The following is a 16,175-nucleotide window of genomic DNA, read 5'->3' as shown; positions in this document are numbered from 1 at the left end:
TTTTGTTGGTCGGCATCAGAACTGCGATTGCAGATAGTTTTCCAGACCAATGGACTGGATCAGACCCAATTGTTTCTCCAACCAGTAGGTGTGATCTTCTTCGGTGTCGGCCAACTGCACACGCAGGATCTCACGAGTCACATAGTCCTTGTGCTGCTCGCAGAGCTTGATGCCCTTGCACAGAGCGGCACGTACCTTGTGTTCAAGGCGCAAATCACTGGCAAGCATCTCAGGCACCGTGGTACCAGTATCGAGTTCGTCAGGGCGCATGCGTGGTGTGCCTTCAAGCATCAGAATTCGACGGATCAAGGCATCGGCGTGTTGCGCCTCTTCTTCCATTTCGTGATTGATGCGCTCGTAGAGCTTGCTCAAGCCCCAGTCCTCATACATCCGCGAATGAATGAAATATTGATCACGGGCCGCCAGTTCACCTGTCAGCAACGTGTTGAGGTAATCGATTACGTCCGGGTGACCTTGCATCGCCCCACATCTCCCTGCTTGAAAGGTTGTAGTTTGAACCAAGCCGACCGGAAGGTCACTGCAAAAGCAGCAGGAAAATGAAAAATAATAGAGAAAAATCGTCGAACAGAAGCGAAAAGCCGCCCAAATGCGGGCGGCTCTGCTTCTCGTTTAGACTTACTTAAGCACTACGCCCAACGCCTTTGTGATGCGTTCCCCATAAGCCGGGTCGGCTTTGAAGAAGTGCTGCAACTGACGCTGCACCACATCATCGGAAACGCCTGCCATGGCGCCGGCAATGTTGTTGATCAGCACGGTTCTCTGCTCCTCATTCATCAGCCGGAACAGCGCACCGGCATGACTGAAGTAGTCGTTATCCTCGCGATGATTGTAACGATCCGCCGCACCGCTCAGAGCCAAGGCCGGCTCAGCGTAGCGAGGGGCTTGTTTCGGCGCATCGGCGTAACTGTTGGGCTCATAGTTCGGTGCGGCGCCACCGTTGCTGCCAAGGGCCATGGAACCGTCACGCTGGTAGCTGTTGACCGGGCTCAGCGGCGCGTTCACCGGCAGGTATTGGTGATTGGTGCCAATACGGTAGCGATGGGCATCAGCATAGGCAAATACGCGACCTTGCAGCATGCGGTCCGGAGACAAGCCGACACCTGGCACCATATTGCTTGGGGCGAATGCCGCCTGTTCGACTTCGGCAAAGTAGTTCAGCGGATTGCGATTCAATTCCAGCTCACCGACCTCGATCAATGGGAACTCTTTCTGCGACCAGGTCTTGGTCACGTCGAACGGGTTCTCATAATGCGCTGCTGCCTGGGCCTCGGTCATGAGTTGAATGTATACGCCCCACTTCGGGAACTCACCGCGTTCGATAGCGCTGAACAGATCGCGCTGCGCGTAGTCGGGGTCCGTACCCGCAAGGCGTGCGGCATCGGCCGGCGTCAGGTTCTTGATACCCTGCTTTGTCTTGTAATGCCATTTCACCCAGTGACGCTCACCCTTGGCGCTGATCAAGCTGTAGGTGTGGCTACCGAAGCCGTGCATATAACGGTAACCGTCCGGGATCCCGCGATCGGAGAACAAGATGGTGATCTGGTGCAACGCCTCGGGTGAGTGCGACCAAAAGTCCCACACTGCCTGCGCGCTCTTCAGGTTGCTTTGTGGCAGACGTTTCTGGGTGTGAATAAAGTCTGGAAACTTCAGCGGATCGCGAATGAAGAACACTGGCGTGTTGTTGCCAACGATGTCCCAGTTACCTTCTTCGGTGTAGAACTTCAGGGCGAAACCACGTGGGTCGCGCTCGGTATCCGCCGAACCCCGCTCACCGCCCACGGTGGAGAAACGCAGGAACGTCGGGGTCTGCTTACCCACGAATTCGAACAACTTGGCGCTGGTGTATTGGGTAATGTCCTTCGAGACGGTGAAAGTCCCGTAGGCGCCCGAACCTTTGGCATGTACGCGACGTTCCGGGATGTTTTCGCGATTGAAATGGGCGAGCTTCTCGAGCAGGTGAAAATCGTCGAGTAGTAGCGGGCCGCGCGGCCCTGCGGAACGGGAGTTTTGGTTATCAGTAACGGGGACACCGCTGGCGGTAGTAAGCGTTTTGTTCTGGCTCATGCTCATCCTTCCTCTCTCGGTTTTGGTACTGCCGGCTAATCGGCTGGGAGGGAGTATTGACCAAGAACATGACAGCTACAAATTCATTAAACAATATAAACAAATAGTCGAAAACTATTAAAAATCAAAATCTTGATAGCGAACACAAAAAACCGGGCACTAGGCCCGGTTCTTCGTTTCAGACTGACGTTTTACTCGGCAGATACGGCTTCGCCGGCAGTAGCACGATCAACCAATTCGACGTAAGCCATAGGCGCATTGTCGCCAGCACGGAAACCGCACTTGAGGATGCGCAGATAGCCACCCTCACGGGTAGCGTAACGCTTGCCCAGATCATTGAAGAGCTTACCAACGATAGCTTTCGAACGAGTACGATCAAAAGCCAGACGGCGGTTTGCCAAGCTGTCTACCTTGGCCAGAGTGATCAGCGGCTCGGCTACGCGGCGCAATTCTTTGGCTTTTGGCAGAGTCGTTTTGATCAGCTCGTGCTCGAACAGCGACACCGCCATGTTTTGAAACATGGCCTTGCGGTGCGAGCTGGTACGGCTCAGGTGACGACCACTTTTACGATGACGCATGGTTCATTCCTTACCAAACATTACGTTCGGTGATTACGACGATCAGGCAGTCGCCTTGTCGTCCTTCTTAAGACTTGCAGGCGGCCAGTTGTCGAGGCGCATGCCGAGGGACAGACCGCGGGAGGCCAGAACGTCCTTGATTTCAGTCAAGGATTTCTTGCCCAGGTTCGGAGTCTTCAACAGCTCTACTTCGGTACGCTGAATCAGGTCGCCGATGTAGTAGATGTTTTCCGCCTTAAGGCAGTTAGCCGAACGTACAGTCAGTTCCAGATCGTCAACCGGGCGAAGCAGGATCGGATCGATCTCGTCTTCCTGCTCGATAACCACTGGCTCACTGTCACCCTTGAGGTCGACGAACGCAGCCAACTGCTGTTGCAGGATGGTTGCAGCGCGCCGGATAGCCTCTTCAGGGTCCAGGGTACCGTTGGTTTCCAGATCAATAACCAGTTTGTCCAGGTTGGTGCGCTGCTCGACACGGGCGTTTTCCACCACGTAGGCGATACGGCGAACCGGGCTGAACGAAGAGTCAAGCTGCAAGCGACCAATGCTGCGGCTTTCGTCTTCATCGCTCTGACGCGAGTCTGCTGGTTCATAACCACGACCACGAGCTACGGTGAGCCTCATGTTCAAGGCGCCGTTAGACGCCAGGTTGGCGATTACGTGATCGGGGTTAACGATCTCGACATCATGATCCAGCTGAATATCGGCAGCGGTAACCACCCCCGAACCCTTCTTCGACAAGGTCAGCGTAACTTCGTCACGACCGTGCAGCTTGATAGCCAGACCTTTAAGGTTCAACAGGATTTCAATGACATCTTCCTGTACACCTTCGATGGCGCTGTACTCATGGAGCACACCGTCAATCTCGGCCTCGACTACTGCACAGCCAGGCATTGAGGACAACAGAATGCGGCGCAGCGCGTTGCCCAGGGTGTGGCCAAAACCACGCTCGAGAGGCTCGAGGGTAATCTTAGCGCGGGTTGGACTGACAACCTGCACATCAATGTGACGGGGTGTCAGGAACTCATTTACCGAAATCTGCATGGATGCACCTATTTTCTAGCCCTTACTTGGAGTAGAGCTCGACAATCAGGCTTTCGTTGATGTCGGCGGAGAGGTCACTACGAGCAGGAACGTTCTTGAAAACGCCCGACTTCTTCTCAGTGTCCACTTCTACCCATTCTACGCGGCCACGCTGGGCACACAGATCGAGAGCCTGGACAATACGCAGTTGATTCTTAGCTTTCTCACGAATAGCCACCACGTCACCAGCACGAACCTGGTAGGACGGGACGTTTACGGTTTTGCCGTTAACGCTGATCGACTTGTGCGATACCAGTTGACGGGATTCGGCACGAGTCGAACCAAAGCCCATACGGTATACGACGTTGTCCAGACGGCATTCGAGCAGCTGCAGCAGGTTTTCACCCGTTGCGCCTTTACGGCCGGCGGCTTCTTTGTAGTAGCCGCTGAACTGACGCTCAAGAACGCCATAAATACGACGGACCTTCTGCTTTTCACGCAGCTGGGTGCCGTAGTCGGATTGGCGACCGCGGCGCTGGCCGTGGATGCCAGGTGCTGCTTCGATGTTGCACTTGGATTCGATAGCGCGCACGCCGCTCTTCAGAAAGAGATCGGTGCCTTCGCGACGAGCCAGTTTGCATTTTGGACCAATGTAACGAGCCATTCTTTACAATCTCCTGGATTACACGCGGCGCTTCTTCGGCGGACGGCACCCGTTATGCGGGATTGGCGTCACGTCGGTGATGCTGGCGATCTTATAGCCACAGCCGTTCAATGCACGGACAGCGGACTCACGACCTGGACCTGGACCCTTGACATTGACGTCGAGGTTTTTCAGGCCGTATTCCAGCGCAGCTTGACCAGCACGCTCAGCAGCTACTTGAGCAGCAAACGGGGTGGACTTGCGGGAACCGCGGAAACCCGAACCACCGGAGGTAGCCCAGGAAAGAGCGTTACCTTGACGGTCGGTGATGGTCACGATGGTGTTGTTGAAAGACGCGTGGATGTGGGCGATGCCATCAACCACTGTCTTTTTAATTTTCTTACGAGGACGAGCAGCAGGTTTTGCCATGACTAGATTCCTGTCGATTCGCTGGTGCGATTACTTGCGGATCGGCTTACGCGGACCTTTGCGAGTACGCGCGTTGGTCTTGGTACGCTGACCGCGTACTGGCAGACCACGACGATGGCGCAGACCGCGATAGCAGCCCAGGTCCATCAAGCGTTTGATTTTCATGTTGACTTCGCGACGCAGGTCACCTTCAGTGGTGAACTTCGCCACTTCGCCACGCAGCTGTTCAATCTGCTCGTCGCTCAGATCCTTGATCTTTGCGGCTGGGTTGACCCCAGTCACTGCGCAAATTTTCTGCGCAGTAGTGCGACCAACACCATAGATGTAGGTCAGCGAGATAACAGTGTGCTTGTTATCTGGAATGTTAACGCCTGCAATACGGGCCATTCAGTGGGACTCCAATTGACAGCTACCTACGCCCCGGAAGCCAAGAAATAGGGCGCGAGATAATATCGCTGTAATAACAAATAATCAACCCAGCAGCGCACTAGCTGCTGGGCTTCAAGCGGATCACACTCAGCCTTGGCGCTGTTTGTGACGCGGTTCCGCGCTGCAAATTACTCGAACAACACCTTCGCGGCGAATAATCTTGCAGTTACGGCACAGCTTTTTCACCGATGCACGAACTTTCATCACCAACTCCTCGAACCTTATGGGGTACTTCAGCGCAGCATGCCGCTGCCGTAGCCCTTCAGGTTGGCTTTCTTCATCAGGGATTCATACTGGTGCGAAACGAGGTGCGATTGCACTTGGGACATAAAGTCCATCACAACCACGACCACGATCAGCAACGAGGTCCCGCCAAGGTAGAACGGAACGTTTGCCGCAACCACCAGGAACTGGGGCAGCAAGCACACGGCCGTCATATAAAGAGCACCGAACATGGTCAAACGGGTCAGAACGCCATCAATGTAGCGCGCCGACTGCTCGCCTGGACGAATGCCCGGAATAAAGGCACCGGACTTCTTCAGGTTTTCCGCTACGTCTTTCGGATTGAACATCAACGCCGTATAGAAGAAGCAGAAGAAAATAATCCCTGCACTAAACAGCAGAATATTCAACGGCTGACCAGGAGCGATCGACTGCGAGATGTCCTGTAACCAGCCCATACCTTCAGACTGACCGAACCAGGCACCCAACGAAGCCGGGAACAGCAAAATGCTGCTCGCGAAGATAGCAGGAATTACACCGGCCATATTCACTTTCAGCGGCAAGTGGCTTGTCTGCGCAGCGAAAACCTTACGGCCCTGCTGACGCTTGGCGTAGTGAACAGCAATACGACGCTGGCCACGCTCAATGAACACCACGAAACCGATGATCGCCACCGCCAGCAAACCGATGGCAACCAGGGCGAAGATGTTGATATCCCCCTGACGTGCAGACTCGAAGGACTGCCCGATCGCTCTCGGAAGACCGGCAACGATACCCGAAAAAATCAACATCGAGATACCGTTACCCACACCGCGCTCTGTAATCTGCTCACCCAGCCACATCATGAACATCGCGCCAGCCACGAATGTGGACACCGCGACGAAATGGAAGCCGAAGTCATTAGTAAAAGAGACGCCCTGACCAGCCAGACCAATGGACATGCCAATGGCCTGGACAAGGGCTAGGACAACGGTGCCATAGCGGGTGTATTGGCTGATCTTGCGACGACCAGCCTCACCTTCCTTCTTCAACTGCTCCAACTGCGGACTGACGGCGGTCATCAGCTGCATGATGATCGATGCCGAAATGTACGGCATGATCCCCAATGCAAAGATACTCATCCGCTCCAGCGCGCCGCCGGAAAACATGTTGAACAAGCTAAGAATGGTCCCCTCATTCTGTCGAAACAGGTCCGCCAGCCGGTCCGGGTTGATACCTGGAACTGGGATGTGTGCGCCTATCCGGTAGACGATAATCGCCAGGAATAGAAAACGCAGTCGAGCCCAGAGCTCGGATAACCCGCCTTTGCTGAGCGCTGAGAGAGCACCTTGCTTAGCCATTTATTCCTCGAACTTGCCGCCAGCTGCTTCGATAGCCGCACGCGCACCTTTGGTGGCGGCGATACCCTTGATAGTTACAGCGCGAGTCACTTCGCCCGACAGCATGATTTTCACACGCTGTACGTTCTGGTTGATCACGTTGGCATCTTTCAGGGACTGCACGGTCACGATGTCGCCTTCCACCTTGGCCAACTCGGACAGACGCACTTCTGCGCGATCCATGGCCTTCAGGGACACGAAACCGAATTTCGGCAGGCGACGATGCAGCGGCTGTTGACCGCCTTCAAAGCCTGGAGCGATGGTGCCACCGGAGCGAGAGGTCTGACCTTTGTGACCACGGCCACCTGTCTTACCCAAACCGCTACCGATACCACGGCCCGGACGATGCTTTTCGCGACGGGAACCCGGCGCTGGACTCAGATCATTGAGTTTCATCGATTAACCCTCGACACGCAGCATGTAGTAAGCCTTGTTGATCATCCCGCGATTCTCGGGAGTATCCTGGACTTCTACAGTGTGACCGATGCGACGCAGCCCCAAACCCTTAACGCACAATTTGTGGTTAGGGATACGACCGGTCATGCTTTTGATCAGCGTTACTTTTACGGTTGCCATGATCACAGGATCTCCACTGTAGTTTTGCCGCGTTTGGCAGCAATGGACTCAGGGGACTGCATGGTTTTCAAACCCTTGAAAGTGGCATGAACCACGTTTACCGGGTTGGTCGAACCGTAGCACTTGGCCAGGACGTTCTGAACACCGGCTACTTCGAGGACAGCACGCATAGCGCCGCCAGCGATGATACCGGTACCTTCAGAAGCAGGCTGCATGTAAACCTTGGAAGCGCCGTGGGCGGACTTCATGGCGTACTGCAACGTGGTGCCGTTCAGATCCACTTGGATCATGTTGCGGCGAGCAGCCTCCATAGCCTTCTGGATCGCAGCAGGCACTTCACGCGACTTGCCACGGCCGAAGCCCACACGGCCCTTACCATCACCCACCACGGTCAACGCGGTGAAAGTGAAGATACGGCCACCTTTAACGGTTTTGGCTACGCGGTTAACTTGAACCAGCTTCTCGATGTAGCCTTCGTCGCGCTTTTGGTCGTTATTTGACATAACTTAGAACTCCAGCCCAGCTTCACGAGCAGCATCAGCCAGCGCCTTGACGCGACCATGGTACTTGAAGCCAGAGCGGTCGAAAGCCACCTGCGAGACACCTGCGGCTTTAGCACGCGAAGCGACCAGCTGGCCAACCTTAGTGGCCGCGTCGATGTTGCCAGTGGCACCATCACGCAGTTCTTTATCCAAAGTCGAAGCACTTGCCAGGACTTTGTTGCCGTCGGCCGAAATGACCTGGGCGTAGATGTGCTGCGAAGAGCGGAACACGCAGAGACGCACGACTTCGAGTTCGTGCATTTTCAGGCGTGCTTTGCGAGCGCGACGCAGTCGAGTAACTTTTTTGTCGGTCATTTGCTATGCCCTACTTCTTCTTGGCTTCTTTACGACGGACGACTTCGTCCGCGTAGCGCACACCTTTGCCTTTGTACGGCTCTGGTGGACGGAAGTCGCGGATCTCGGCGGCCACTTGACCTACCAGCTGCTTGTCGATGCCCTTGATCAGGATATCGGTCTGGCTAGGAGTCTCAGCGGTGATGCCTTCCGGCAGTTCGTAATCCACTGGGTGCGAGAAGCCAAGAGCCAGGTTCAGCACCGTGCCTTTTGCTTGCGCCTTGTAACCAACACCAACCAGCTGGAGCTTGCGCTCGAAGCCTTGGCTTACGCCTTGGACCATGTTGTTTACCAACGCACGAGTGGTACCAGCCATTGCGCGAGTTTGTTGATCGCCATTGCGAGCAGCGAAACGCAGCTCACCAGCTTCTTCGACAATCTCAACGGACGAATGGATGTTCAGTTCGAGAGTGCCCTTGGCACCCTTCACCGAAAGCTGTTGGCCGGCGAATTTTACTTCGACACCAGCTGGCAGCTTAACGGGGTTCTTAGCGACGCGAGACATGCTTATCCCCCCTTAGAACACAGTGCAAAGAACTTCGCCGCCGACACCGGCGGCGCGCGCAGCACGATCAGTCATCACACCCTTGTTGGTGGAGACGATAGACACGCCCAGGCCGCCACGAACTTTCGGCAGGTCTTCGACGGACTTGTACTGACGCAGGCCTGGACGGCTAACGCGCTTCACTTCCTCGATGACCGGACGGCCTTCGAAGTACTTCAGCTCAATGGACAACGACGGCTTGGCGTCGGCGGTGATCTGAAAACCCGCGATGTAACCTTCGTCCTTCAGGACTTTTGCTACAGCCACCTTCAGCGTAGAAGACGGCATGCTTACGACGGACTTTTCAGCCATCTGGGCATTACGGATTCGAGTTAGCATGTCCGCTAACGGGTCCTGCATACTCATGGGCTAGATGCTCCTGATACAAAAAAAATGAGCCTTGCGGCTGCAACTGTCGCCGAGGTACTCCGCGCGCAAAAAAGCGCGGGCTCAGGCGAGCCGGTCATTCTAGACACACCCCAGAAATGAATCAAGCCCCAAAAGGGGCTTGATTCATACTCAAACTCACCAACGGTCGGGTTCTTACGATTCCGACCGCGACGACTTGGGCAGTACGACTTACCAGCTGGCCTTGACCAGACCTGGTACGTCACCACGCATCGCGGCTTCACGCAGCTTGTTACGGCCGAGACCGAACTTGCGGTAAACGCCGTGCGGACGACCGGTGATACGGCAGCGGTTACGCATGCGCGAGGCACTGGCGTCACGTGGCTGCTTCTGCAGGGCTATGGAGGCTTCCCAACGCGCTTCTGGACTTGCGTTCAGATCGACGATGATTGCTTTGAGCGCTGCACGCTTGACGGCGTACTTGGCGACGGTGAGCTGACGCTTCAGCTCACGGTTTTTCATGCTCTTCTTGGCCATTTTCCTACTCCAATCAGTTGCGGAACGGGAATTTGAAAGCACGCAGCAATGCGCGACCTTCTTCATCCGATTTGGCAGTGGTGGTCAGGGTAATGTCCAGACCGCGCAGAGCATCGATCTTGTCGTAATCGATTTCCGGGAAAATGATCTGCTCTTTCACGCCCATGCTGTAGTTGCCACGACCATCGAAGGACTTGGCATTCAGGCCGCGGAAGTCGCGAACCCGAGGCAGGGAGATCGACAGCAGACGATCCAGGAACTCGTACATACGATCGCGACGCAGAGTCACTTTGACGCCGATCGGCCAACCTTCGCGGACCTTGAAGCCAGCGATGGATTTGCGAGCGTGAGTCACGACGACTTTCTGGCCGGTGATCTTTTCCAAGTCAGCCACAGCGTGCTCGATGACTTTTTTGTCACCGATCGCTTCGCCCAAACCCATGTTCAGGGTGATCTTGGTAATGCGCGGAACTTCCATCACGTTCACCAGCTTAAGTTCTTCCTTAAGCTTGGGAGCGATTTCCTTCCGATAAATCTCTTTCAGTCGTGCCATGGTCTTCTACCTAGCAGTGTTCAAGCATCAACCGCTTTTTGGGTCGACTTGAAGACACGAATTTTTTTGCCGTCTTCTACTTTGAAACCAACGCGATCAGCTTTATTGGTTTCGCCGTTGAAAATGGCGACGTTGGAAGCGTGCAGTGGCGCTTCTTTTTCGACGATACCGCCTTGTACGCCCGACATCGGGTTAGGCTTGGTATGACGCTTGACCAGGTTCAAGCCACCGACGACCAGACGGTCGTCAGCGAGAACCTTAAGCACCTTACCGCGCTTACCTTTGTCTTTGCCGGCGATCACGATGATCTCGTCGTCACGACGAATCTTTTGCATGTCGGATCTCCTTACAGCACTTCTGGGGCGAGCGAGACGATCTTCATGAACTTCTCGGTACGAAGTTCACGGGTCACTGGCCCAAAGATACGGGTGCCGATCGGCTCTTGCTTGTTGTTCAACAGAACAGCAGCGTTGCCATCAAAGCGGATAATGGAGCCATCAGCACGACGCACGCCGTGACGGGTGCGGACTACGACAGCAGTCATCACCTGGCCTTTCTTTACCTTACCGCGAGGAATGGCTTCCTTGACGGTCACTTTGATGATGTCACCGATACCCGCGTAACGACGATGGGAGCCACCCAGCACCTTGATGCACATAACGCGGCGAGCGCCGCTGTTATCGGCCACATCGAGCATGGATTGAGTCTGAATCATATAATTTCTCCGACCCCTAGCCCTTAGACTTCCACAGCGCGTTCGAGAACATCAACCAGTGCCCAAGATTTGGTCTTGGCCAGCGGACGAGTTTCACGAATAGTGACTTTGTCGCCGATATGGCACTGATTGGTTTCGTCGTGTGCGTGCAGCTTAGTCGAACGCTTAACGTATTTACCGTAGATCGGGTGCTTGACGCGACGCTCGATCAGAACGGTGATGGTTTTGTCCATCTTGTCGCTGACAACACGGCCAGTCAGCGTACGGACAGTCTTTTCGGCTTCAGCCATGATCACTTACCTGCCTGCTGGTTGAGCACAGTCTTCACGCGAGCGATGTCACGCTTAACTTGCGAGAGCAGATGAGACTGCCCCAACTGGCCAGTTGCTTTCTGCATGCGCAGATTGAACTGGTCGCGCAGCAGGCCGAGCAGTTGCTCGTTCAGCTGCTGTGCGGATTTTTCACGAAGTTCGTTCGCTTTCATCACATCACCGTCCGTTTAACAAAGGAGGTGGCGAGCGGCAGCTTTGCAGCAGCCAGGGCGAAAGCCTCACGCGCCAGCTCTTCAGAAACGCCTTCGATTTCATACAGGACTTTGCCTGGCTGAATCTGGGCTACCCAGTACTCCACGTTACCCTTACCTTTACCCATCCGAACTTCGAGTGGCTTCTTGGAAATAGGCTTGTCCGGGAATACACGGATCCAGATCTTACCGCCACGTTTTACGTGACGAGTCAGGGCACGACGTGCCGATTCGATCTGGCGAGCGGTGAGACGACCGCGAGCAACAGACTTCAGCGCGAACTCGCCGAAGCTGACCTTGCTACCGCGCAGCGCCAGACCACGGTTGTGGCCGGTCATCTGCTTGCGGAACTTCGTACGCTTTGGTTGCAACATTTGGCGTACCCCTTACTTAGCAGCTTTTTTACGAGGCGCTGGTGCTTGTGGCTTCAGCTCTTCTTGGCGACCACCAATTACTTCGCCTTTGAAGATCCAAACCTTCACACCGATCACACCGTAAGTGGTGTGAGCTTCGTAGGTGGCATAGTCGATATCGGCACGCAGGGTGTGCAGTGGCACACGACCTTCGCGATACCATTCAGTACGTGCGATTTCAGCACCGCCGAGACGACCGCTCACTTGGATTTTGATGCCTTTGGCACCAATGCGCATTGCGTTCTGTACGGCACGCTTCATAGCGCGACGGAACATTACACGACGCTCCAGCTGCTGAGCCACGCTCTGCGCAACCAGCATACCGTCGAGCTCCGGTTTACGGATCTCTTCGATATTGATGTGCACAGGCACACCCATTTGCTTGGTCAGGTCCTGACGCAGTTTCTCAACATCTTCACCTTTCTTCCCGATAACGATACCTGGACGAGCGGTGTGGATGGTGATGCGTGCAGTTTGAGCCGGACGATGGATATCGATACGGCTTACGGACGCGCTTTTTAGTTTGTCTTGGAGGTACTCACGCACATTCAGATCTGCGAGCAAATAGTCCGCATAAGTCCGACCGTCTGCGTACCAGACGGAGGTGTGCTCCTTGACGATTCCCAGGCGAATGCCAATGGGATGTACTTTCTGACCCATCTCTTCGACTCCGTTACTTGTCAGCAACCTTGACAGTGATATGGCAAGACCGCTTGACGATGCGATCAGCACGGCCTTTGGCACGCGGCATGATGCGCTTCAGCGAACGCCCTTCGTTGACGAAAACGGTGCTGACTTTCAGGTCATCAACGTCTGCGCCTTCGTTATGCTCGGCGTTGGCTACGGCCGACTCCAGCACTTTTTTCATGATCTCGGCGGCTTTCTTACTGCTAAAAGCCAACAGGTTGAGCGCTTCGCCCACCTTCTTCCCGCGGATCTGGTCGGCGACCAAGCGGGCTTTCTGGGCGGAGATTCGAGCGCCCGACAACTTAGCGGCTACTTCCATCGTTCCTTACCCCTTAACGCTTGGCTTTCTTGTCTGCCACGTGCCCACGATAAGTGCGGGTACCGGCAAACTCGCCTAGTTTGTGACCGACCATGTCTTCGTTCACGAGAACTGGGACATGTTGACGACCGTTATGTACAGCGATGGTCAGACCGACCATTTGTGGCAGGATCATGGAACGGCGCGACCAGGTCTTAACTGGTTTGCGATCGTTCTTTTCCGCCGCCACTTCGATCTTCTTCAGTAGGTGAAGATCAATAAAAGGACCTTTTTTCAGAGAACGTGGCACTGTCGTATCCCTCTATTTACTTGCGACGACGGACGATCATTTTGTCGGTACGCTTATTACCACGAGTCTTCGCGCCCTTAGTCGGGAAGCCCCACGGCGATACCGGATGACGACCACCAGAGGTACGACCTTCACCACCACCATGTGGGTGGTCAACCGGGTTCATGGCAACACCACGAACGGTTGGGCGAACGCCACGCCAGCGTTTGGCACCTGCTTTACCCAGCGAACGCAGGCTGTGCTCGGAGTTCGAGACTTCGCCCAGGGTCGCACGGCATTCAGCCAGGACTTTACGCATTTCACCGGAACGCAGACGCAGGGTAACGTACACGCCTTCACGAGCGATCAGCTGAGCCGAAGCACCAGCGGAACGAGCGATTTGCGCGCCTTTACCTGGCTTCAATTCGATGCCGTGTACGGTGCTACCAACTGGAATGTTACGCAGCTGCAAAGCGTTACCCGGCTTGATCGGCGCCAGGGCCCCTGCGATCAACTGGTCGCCGGCACTCACCCCCTTAGGGGCGATGATGTAGCGGCGCTCGCCGTCTGCGTACAGCAGCAGTGCGATGTGAGCAGTACGGTTTGGATCGTATTCGATACGTTCGACAGTGGCAGCGATGCCATCTTTGTCGTTACGACGGAAGTCGACCAGACGATAATGCTGCTTATGACCACCACCGATGTGACGAGTGGTAATGCGGCCATTGTTGTTACGACCACCAGACTTCGACTTTTTCTCGAGCAGCGGTGCGTGAGGAGCGCCTTTATGCAGCTCCTGATTGACCACCTTGACCACAAAACGGCGGCCAGGGGAAGTCGGTTTGCATTTAACGATTGCCATGATGCACCCCTTCCTTACTCAGCACTGCTGCTGAAATCGAGATCTTGGCCTGGCTGAAGGGAGATGATCGCCTTCTTCCAGTCATTACGCTTGCCCAGACCGCGAGCAGTGCGCTTGCTTTTACCCAGAACGTTCAGGGTAGTCACACGCTCTACTTTCACGCTGAACAGGCTTTCGACGGCCTTCTTGATTTCCAGCTTGGTTGCGTCAGTAGCAACCTTGAAAACGAACTGACCTTTTTTGTCTGCCAGAACCGTAGCCTTCTCGGAAACGTGCGGGCCAAGCAGAACTTTAAATACGCGTTCCTGGTTCATCCCAGCAGCTCCTCGAATTTCTTCACGGCCGACACGGTGATCAACACCTTGTCGTATGCGATCAGACTAACTGGATCGGAACCCTGTACGTCGCGGACATCTACGTGTGGCAGGTTGCGAGCAGCCAGGTACAGATTCTGATCAACAGCGTCAGACACGATCAGAACGTCGGTCAGACTCATGTCAGCCAGTTTGCTCAGCAGATCTTTGGTTTTCGGGGTTTCAACAGCGAAATCCTGAACAACCACCAGACGTTCAGTACGCACCAGCTCAGCAAGGATGGAACGCATTGCTGCGCGATACATCTTCTTGTTCAGCTTCTGGGAGTGATCCTGAGGACGCGCTGCGAAAGTGGTACCGCCGCCGCGCCAGATTGGGCTACGAATAGTACCGGCACGAGCACGGCCAGTACCTTTCTGACGCCATGGGCGCTTGCCACCACCGGAAACATCGGAACGGGTCTTTTGCTGCTTGCTACCTTGACGGCCGCCGGCCATATAGGCCACGACTGCTTGGTGAACCAGCGTCTCGTTGAATTCGCCGCCAAATGTCAGTTCGGAAACTTCGATCGCTTGAGCGTCATTTACATTTAATTGCATGTCAGCTTCCCCTTAACCGCGAGCCTTGGCTGCCGGACGTACAACCAGGTTGCCGCCAGTAGCGCCAGGAACAGCGCCCTTGACCAACAACAGATTGCGTTCAGCGTCCACGCGCACTACTTCAAGGGACTGCACGGTCACGCGCTCAGCGCCCATATGACCGGACATTTTCTTGCCCTTGAATACACGACCAGGAGTCTGGCACTGGCCGATAGAGCCTGGAACGCGGTGGGATACGGAGTTACCGTGGGTGTTATCTTGCCCGCGGAAATTCCAACGCTTGATCGTACCCTGGAAGCCTTTACCTTTGGACTGACCGGTCACATCGACCAGTTGGCCAGCAGCGAAGATTTCAGTGCTGATCAGATCGCCGGCCTGGTATTCGCCTTCTGCAAGGCGGAATTCCGTTACGGTACGACCAGCGGCAACGTTCGCTTTAGCGAAGTGGCCAGCTTGAGCGGCTGTAACACGCGAAGCACGACGCTCGCCGACAGTCACTTGCACTGCACGGTAGCCATCAGTTTCTTCAGTCTTGAACTGGGTGACGCGATTCGGCTCGATCTCAATGACCGTGACCGGAATGGAGACACCTTCTTCGGTGAAAATACGGGTCATACCGCATTTACGACCGACTACACCAATAGTCATGTTGTAAACCTCATGAGTGTACGGGGCTTTCACCCGCTATGGCCGCCCATTTCAGAGCGTTACACGACTAAGACCGAGTCTTAGCCGAGGCTGATCTGCACTTCCACACCTGCCGCAAGATCAAGCTTCATCAGCGCATCGACGGTTTTATCCGTTGGCTGGACGATGTCCAGTACACGCTTATGAGTACGGATCTCGTATTGGTCACGCGCGTCTTTGTTGACGTGCGGGGAGACCAGGACGGTAAACCGCTCTTTACGGGTAGGCAGTGGAATTGGACCACGCACTTGAGCACCAGTACGTTTCGCGGTTTCCACGATTTCCTGGGTGGATTGGTCGATCAGGCGATGGTCAAAAGCCTTCAACCTGATACGGATTTGCTGATTTTGCATTGGATTTCAGACTCCGGCTGCTATTCCCACCGAGCGCAATACGCCCGTTAAAAGGAGGCGCAATTCTATAGACGAGCCATATAGGTGTCAACCTAATAAAAAACCCCCGCTAGGCGGGGGTTTTTTAAAGCATCGAAGCTATCTCAATGAGACGCTTACTCGATGATTTTGGCTACGACGCCAGCGCCGACGG

General features: G+C 54.9%; 30 protein-coding genes. All 30 read right to left on the bottom strand.

Translation table 11 applies throughout. From position 1 onward, the window contains the following. Positions 1 to 15: 15 nt before the first annotated feature. Positions 16 to 480, bottom strand: a complete 465-nt coding sequence (gene bfr / locus AWM79_RS01135) for a bacterioferritin (protein WP_060781950.1) — start codon at positions 478 to 480, stop codon at positions 16 to 18. Positions 481 to 636: 156 nt separating this feature from the next. Further along, positions 637 to 2,085, bottom strand: coding sequence for a catalase (locus AWM79_RS01130; protein ID WP_060781949.1), 1,449 nt, complete (start codon positions 2,083 to 2,085; stop codon positions 637 to 639). Positions 2,086 to 2,276: 191 nt separating this feature from the next. After that, complete coding sequence (rplQ, locus tag AWM79_RS01125; protein WP_017123254.1) at positions 2,277 to 2,663, bottom strand: 50S ribosomal protein L17; 387 nt, start codon at positions 2,661 to 2,663, stop codon at positions 2,277 to 2,279. 42 nt (positions 2,664 to 2,705) lie between these two features. After that, a complete protein-coding gene (locus AWM79_RS01120; protein ID WP_017129886.1) occupies positions 2,706 to 3,707 on the bottom strand; it encodes a DNA-directed RNA polymerase subunit alpha in 1,002 nt (333 codons plus the stop codon). 22 nt (positions 3,708 to 3,729) lie between these two features. Next, positions 3,730 to 4,350 carry a 30S ribosomal protein S4 gene (gene rpsD, locus AWM79_RS01115; RefSeq protein WP_017123253.1) on the bottom strand — a complete coding sequence of 207 codons (621 nt, stop codon included), beginning with the start codon at positions 4,348 to 4,350 and terminating at the stop codon, positions 3,730 to 3,732. A gap of 18 nt (positions 4,351 to 4,368) precedes the next feature. After that, the gene (gene rpsK / locus AWM79_RS01110; RefSeq protein ID WP_007924177.1) at positions 4,369 to 4,758 is read right to left on the bottom strand and encodes a 30S ribosomal protein S11; all 390 of its coding nucleotides are present in this window, start codon (positions 4,756 to 4,758) and stop codon (positions 4,369 to 4,371) included. A 30-nt stretch (positions 4,759 to 4,788) separates the two neighbouring features. Beyond that, a complete protein-coding gene (gene rpsM / locus AWM79_RS01105; protein WP_017129885.1) occupies positions 4,789 to 5,145 on the bottom strand; it encodes a 30S ribosomal protein S13 in 357 nt (118 codons plus the stop codon). 129 nt (positions 5,146 to 5,274) lie between these two features. Further along, positions 5,275 to 5,391 (bottom strand): 50S ribosomal protein L36, encoded by a 117-nt coding sequence (rpmJ, locus tag AWM79_RS24025; RefSeq protein WP_002555468.1) that lies wholly within the window; start codon positions 5,389 to 5,391, stop codon positions 5,275 to 5,277. A gap of 29 nt (positions 5,392 to 5,420) precedes the next feature. Then, positions 5,421 to 6,749: a preprotein translocase subunit SecY gene (gene secY, locus AWM79_RS01100; RefSeq protein ID WP_017129884.1), complete on the bottom strand. Its 1,329-nt coding sequence runs from the start codon at positions 6,747 to 6,749 to the stop codon at positions 5,421 to 5,423. Further along, the gene (rplO, locus tag AWM79_RS01095; RefSeq protein WP_007924183.1) at positions 6,750 to 7,184 is read right to left on the bottom strand and encodes a 50S ribosomal protein L15; all 435 of its coding nucleotides are present in this window, start codon (positions 7,182 to 7,184) and stop codon (positions 6,750 to 6,752) included. It lies immediately after the preceding gene. 3 nt (positions 7,185 to 7,187) lie between these two features. After that, the gene (gene rpmD / locus AWM79_RS01090) at positions 7,188 to 7,364 is read right to left on the bottom strand and encodes a 50S ribosomal protein L30 (protein WP_003176408.1); all 177 of its coding nucleotides are present in this window, start codon (positions 7,362 to 7,364) and stop codon (positions 7,188 to 7,190) included. Positions 7,365 to 7,366: 2 nt separating this feature from the next. Beyond that, positions 7,367 to 7,867, bottom strand: a complete 501-nt coding sequence (rpsE, locus tag AWM79_RS01085; RefSeq protein ID WP_017129883.1) for a 30S ribosomal protein S5 — start codon at positions 7,865 to 7,867, stop codon at positions 7,367 to 7,369. Positions 7,868 to 7,870: 3 nt separating this feature from the next. Continuing rightward, the gene (rplR, locus tag AWM79_RS01080; RefSeq protein ID WP_010443919.1) at positions 7,871 to 8,221 is read right to left on the bottom strand and encodes a 50S ribosomal protein L18; all 351 of its coding nucleotides are present in this window, start codon (positions 8,219 to 8,221) and stop codon (positions 7,871 to 7,873) included. A gap of 10 nt (positions 8,222 to 8,231) precedes the next feature. Then, complete coding sequence (gene rplF / locus AWM79_RS01075) at positions 8,232 to 8,765, bottom strand: 50S ribosomal protein L6 (RefSeq protein WP_003176412.1); 534 nt, start codon at positions 8,763 to 8,765, stop codon at positions 8,232 to 8,234. Positions 8,766 to 8,777: 12 nt separating this feature from the next. Then, entirely contained in the window at positions 8,778 to 9,170 is a 393-nt protein-coding gene (gene rpsH / locus AWM79_RS01070) for a 30S ribosomal protein S8 (RefSeq protein WP_017129882.1), read from the bottom strand. A gap of 213 nt (positions 9,171 to 9,383) precedes the next feature. Then, positions 9,384 to 9,689, bottom strand: coding sequence for a 30S ribosomal protein S14 (gene rpsN, locus AWM79_RS01065; RefSeq protein WP_017129881.1), 306 nt, complete (start codon positions 9,687 to 9,689; stop codon positions 9,384 to 9,386). Between the two features lie 13 nt (positions 9,690 to 9,702). Then, a complete protein-coding gene (gene rplE / locus AWM79_RS01060) occupies positions 9,703 to 10,242 on the bottom strand; it encodes a 50S ribosomal protein L5 (protein WP_017129880.1) in 540 nt (179 codons plus the stop codon). A gap of 20 nt (positions 10,243 to 10,262) precedes the next feature. Further along, the gene (gene rplX / locus AWM79_RS01055) at positions 10,263 to 10,577 is read right to left on the bottom strand and encodes a 50S ribosomal protein L24 (RefSeq protein ID WP_007896770.1); all 315 of its coding nucleotides are present in this window, start codon (positions 10,575 to 10,577) and stop codon (positions 10,263 to 10,265) included. Positions 10,578 to 10,588: 11 nt separating this feature from the next. After that, positions 10,589 to 10,957: a 50S ribosomal protein L14 gene (gene rplN, locus AWM79_RS01050; RefSeq protein WP_002555479.1), complete on the bottom strand. Its 369-nt coding sequence runs from the start codon at positions 10,955 to 10,957 to the stop codon at positions 10,589 to 10,591. A gap of 23 nt (positions 10,958 to 10,980) precedes the next feature. Further along, positions 10,981 to 11,247 carry a 30S ribosomal protein S17 gene (rpsQ, locus tag AWM79_RS01045; protein ID WP_003176419.1) on the bottom strand — a complete coding sequence of 89 codons (267 nt, stop codon included), beginning with the start codon at positions 11,245 to 11,247 and terminating at the stop codon, positions 10,981 to 10,983. Positions 11,248 to 11,249: 2 nt separating this feature from the next. Then, positions 11,250 to 11,441 carry a 50S ribosomal protein L29 gene (gene rpmC / locus AWM79_RS01040; protein WP_002555481.1) on the bottom strand — a complete coding sequence of 64 codons (192 nt, stop codon included), beginning with the start codon at positions 11,439 to 11,441 and terminating at the stop codon, positions 11,250 to 11,252. Next, complete coding sequence (rplP, locus tag AWM79_RS01035) at positions 11,441 to 11,854, bottom strand: 50S ribosomal protein L16 (protein ID WP_003228729.1); 414 nt, start codon at positions 11,852 to 11,854, stop codon at positions 11,441 to 11,443. Before rplP ends, rpmC begins: the two co-directional genes overlap by 1 nt. 12 nt (positions 11,855 to 11,866) lie before the next feature. Beyond that, entirely contained in the window at positions 11,867 to 12,553 is a 687-nt protein-coding gene (gene rpsC, locus AWM79_RS01030; protein ID WP_007924192.1) for a 30S ribosomal protein S3, read from the bottom strand. Positions 12,554 to 12,566: 13 nt separating this feature from the next. Then, complete coding sequence (gene rplV / locus AWM79_RS01025; protein WP_003103908.1) at positions 12,567 to 12,899, bottom strand: 50S ribosomal protein L22; 333 nt, start codon at positions 12,897 to 12,899, stop codon at positions 12,567 to 12,569. A gap of 13 nt (positions 12,900 to 12,912) precedes the next feature. Then, the gene (gene rpsS, locus AWM79_RS01020) at positions 12,913 to 13,188 is read right to left on the bottom strand and encodes a 30S ribosomal protein S19 (protein ID WP_002555486.1); all 276 of its coding nucleotides are present in this window, start codon (positions 13,186 to 13,188) and stop codon (positions 12,913 to 12,915) included. A gap of 16 nt (positions 13,189 to 13,204) precedes the next feature. Next, entirely contained in the window at positions 13,205 to 14,029 is an 825-nt protein-coding gene (rplB, locus tag AWM79_RS01015; RefSeq protein WP_003186055.1) for a 50S ribosomal protein L2, read from the bottom strand. Positions 14,030 to 14,043: 14 nt separating this feature from the next. After that, positions 14,044 to 14,343 carry a 50S ribosomal protein L23 gene (gene rplW / locus AWM79_RS01010; RefSeq protein WP_017129879.1) on the bottom strand — a complete coding sequence of 100 codons (300 nt, stop codon included), beginning with the start codon at positions 14,341 to 14,343 and terminating at the stop codon, positions 14,044 to 14,046. Next, complete coding sequence (gene rplD / locus AWM79_RS01005) at positions 14,340 to 14,942, bottom strand: 50S ribosomal protein L4 (protein WP_060781948.1); 603 nt, start codon at positions 14,940 to 14,942, stop codon at positions 14,340 to 14,342. Before rplD ends, rplW begins: the two co-directional genes overlap by 4 nt. Before the next feature lie 12 nt (positions 14,943 to 14,954). Next, positions 14,955 to 15,590, bottom strand: a complete 636-nt coding sequence (gene rplC, locus AWM79_RS01000; protein WP_017129877.1) for a 50S ribosomal protein L3 — start codon at positions 15,588 to 15,590, stop codon at positions 14,955 to 14,957. 80 nt (positions 15,591 to 15,670) lie between these two features. Continuing rightward, positions 15,671 to 15,982 carry a 30S ribosomal protein S10 gene (gene rpsJ, locus AWM79_RS00995; protein ID WP_003186070.1) on the bottom strand — a complete coding sequence of 104 codons (312 nt, stop codon included), beginning with the start codon at positions 15,980 to 15,982 and terminating at the stop codon, positions 15,671 to 15,673. Positions 15,983 to 16,175: the final 193 nt, after the last annotated feature.

It is taken from the genome of Pseudomonas agarici (genome assembly GCF_001543125.1).
GTDB classification, from domain to species: Bacteria; Pseudomonadota; Gammaproteobacteria; order Pseudomonadales; family Pseudomonadaceae; genus Aquipseudomonas; species Aquipseudomonas agarici.
The sequence above is the reverse complement of the archived record's forward strand: the minus strand, read 5'-3'. Positions and strand labels throughout refer to the sequence as shown.

Coding starts and splice junctions, on each gene's coding strand:
- bfr (WP_060781950.1), bottom strand. CDS start 480: ATGCAAGGTCACCCGGACGTAATCGATTACCTCAACACGTTGCTGACA.
- AWM79_RS01130 (WP_060781949.1), bottom strand. CDS start 2,085: ATGAGCCAGAACAAAACGCTTACTACCGCCAGCGGTGTCCCCGTTACT.
- rplQ (WP_017123254.1), bottom strand. CDS start 2,663: ATGCGTCATCGTAAAAGTGGTCGTCACCTGAGCCGTACCAGCTCGCAC.
- AWM79_RS01120 (WP_017129886.1), bottom strand. CDS start 3,707: ATGCAGATTTCGGTAAATGAGTTCCTGACACCCCGTCACATTGATGTG.
- rpsD (WP_017123253.1), bottom strand. CDS start 4,350: ATGGCTCGTTACATTGGTCCAAAATGCAAACTGGCTCGTCGCGAAGGC.
- rpsK (WP_007924177.1), bottom strand. CDS start 4,758: ATGGCAAAACCTGCTGCTCGTCCTCGTAAGAAAATTAAAAAGACAGTG.
- rpsM (WP_017129885.1), bottom strand. CDS start 5,145: ATGGCCCGTATTGCAGGCGTTAACATTCCAGATAACAAGCACACTGTT.
- rpmJ (WP_002555468.1), bottom strand. CDS start 5,391: ATGAAAGTTCGTGCATCGGTGAAAAAGCTGTGCCGTAACTGCAAGATT.
- secY (WP_017129884.1), bottom strand. CDS start 6,749: ATGGCTAAGCAAGGTGCTCTCTCAGCGCTCAGCAAAGGCGGGTTATCC.
- rplO (WP_007924183.1), bottom strand. CDS start 7,184: ATGAAACTCAATGATCTGAGTCCAGCGCCGGGTTCCCGTCGCGAAAAG.
- rpmD (WP_003176408.1), bottom strand. CDS start 7,364: ATGGCAACCGTAAAAGTAACGCTGATCAAAAGCATGACCGGTCGTATC.
- rpsE (WP_017129883.1), bottom strand. CDS start 7,867: ATGTCAAATAACGACCAAAAGCGCGACGAAGGCTACATCGAGAAGCTG.
- rplR (WP_010443919.1), bottom strand. CDS start 8,221: ATGACCGACAAAAAAGTTACTCGACTGCGTCGCGCTCGCAAAGCACGC.
- rplF (WP_003176412.1), bottom strand. CDS start 8,765: ATGTCTCGCGTCGCTAAGAACCCCGTTAAGCTGCCAGCTGGTGTCGAA.
- rpsH (WP_017129882.1), bottom strand. CDS start 9,170: ATGAGTATGCAGGACCCGTTAGCGGACATGCTAACTCGAATCCGTAAT.
- rpsN (WP_017129881.1), bottom strand. CDS start 9,689: ATGGCCAAGAAGAGCATGAAAAACCGTGAGCTGAAGCGTCAGCTCACC.
- rplE (WP_017129880.1), bottom strand. CDS start 10,242: ATGGCACGACTGAAAGAGATTTATCGGAAGGAAATCGCTCCCAAGCTT.
- rplX (WP_007896770.1), bottom strand. CDS start 10,577: ATGCAAAAGATTCGTCGTGACGACGAGATCATCGTGATCGCCGGCAAA.
- rplN (WP_002555479.1), bottom strand. CDS start 10,957: ATGATTCAGACTCAATCCATGCTCGATGTGGCCGATAACAGCGGCGCT.
- rpsQ (WP_003176419.1), bottom strand. CDS start 11,247: ATGGCTGAAGCCGAAAAGACTGTCCGTACGCTGACTGGCCGTGTTGTC.
- rpmC (WP_002555481.1), bottom strand. CDS start 11,441: ATGAAAGCGAACGAACTTCGTGAAAAATCCGCACAGCAGCTGAACGAG.
- rplP (WP_003228729.1), bottom strand. CDS start 11,854: ATGTTGCAACCAAAGCGTACGAAGTTCCGCAAGCAGATGACCGGCCAC.
- rpsC (WP_007924192.1), bottom strand. CDS start 12,553: ATGGGTCAGAAAGTACATCCCATTGGCATTCGCCTGGGAATCGTCAAG.
- rplV (WP_003103908.1), bottom strand. CDS start 12,899: ATGGAAGTAGCCGCTAAGTTGTCGGGCGCTCGAATCTCCGCCCAGAAA.
- rplB (WP_003186055.1), bottom strand. CDS start 14,029: ATGGCAATCGTTAAATGCAAACCGACTTCCCCTGGCCGCCGTTTTGTG.
- rplW (WP_017129879.1), bottom strand. CDS start 14,343: ATGAACCAGGAACGCGTATTTAAAGTTCTGCTTGGCCCGCACGTTTCC.
- rplD (WP_060781948.1), bottom strand. CDS start 14,942: ATGCAATTAAATGTAAATGACGCTCAAGCGATCGAAGTTTCCGAACTG.
- rplC (WP_017129877.1), bottom strand. CDS start 15,590: ATGACTATTGGTGTAGTCGGTCGTAAATGCGGTATGACCCGTATTTTC.
- rpsJ (WP_003186070.1), bottom strand. CDS start 15,982: ATGCAAAATCAGCAAATCCGTATCAGGTTGAAGGCTTTTGACCATCGC.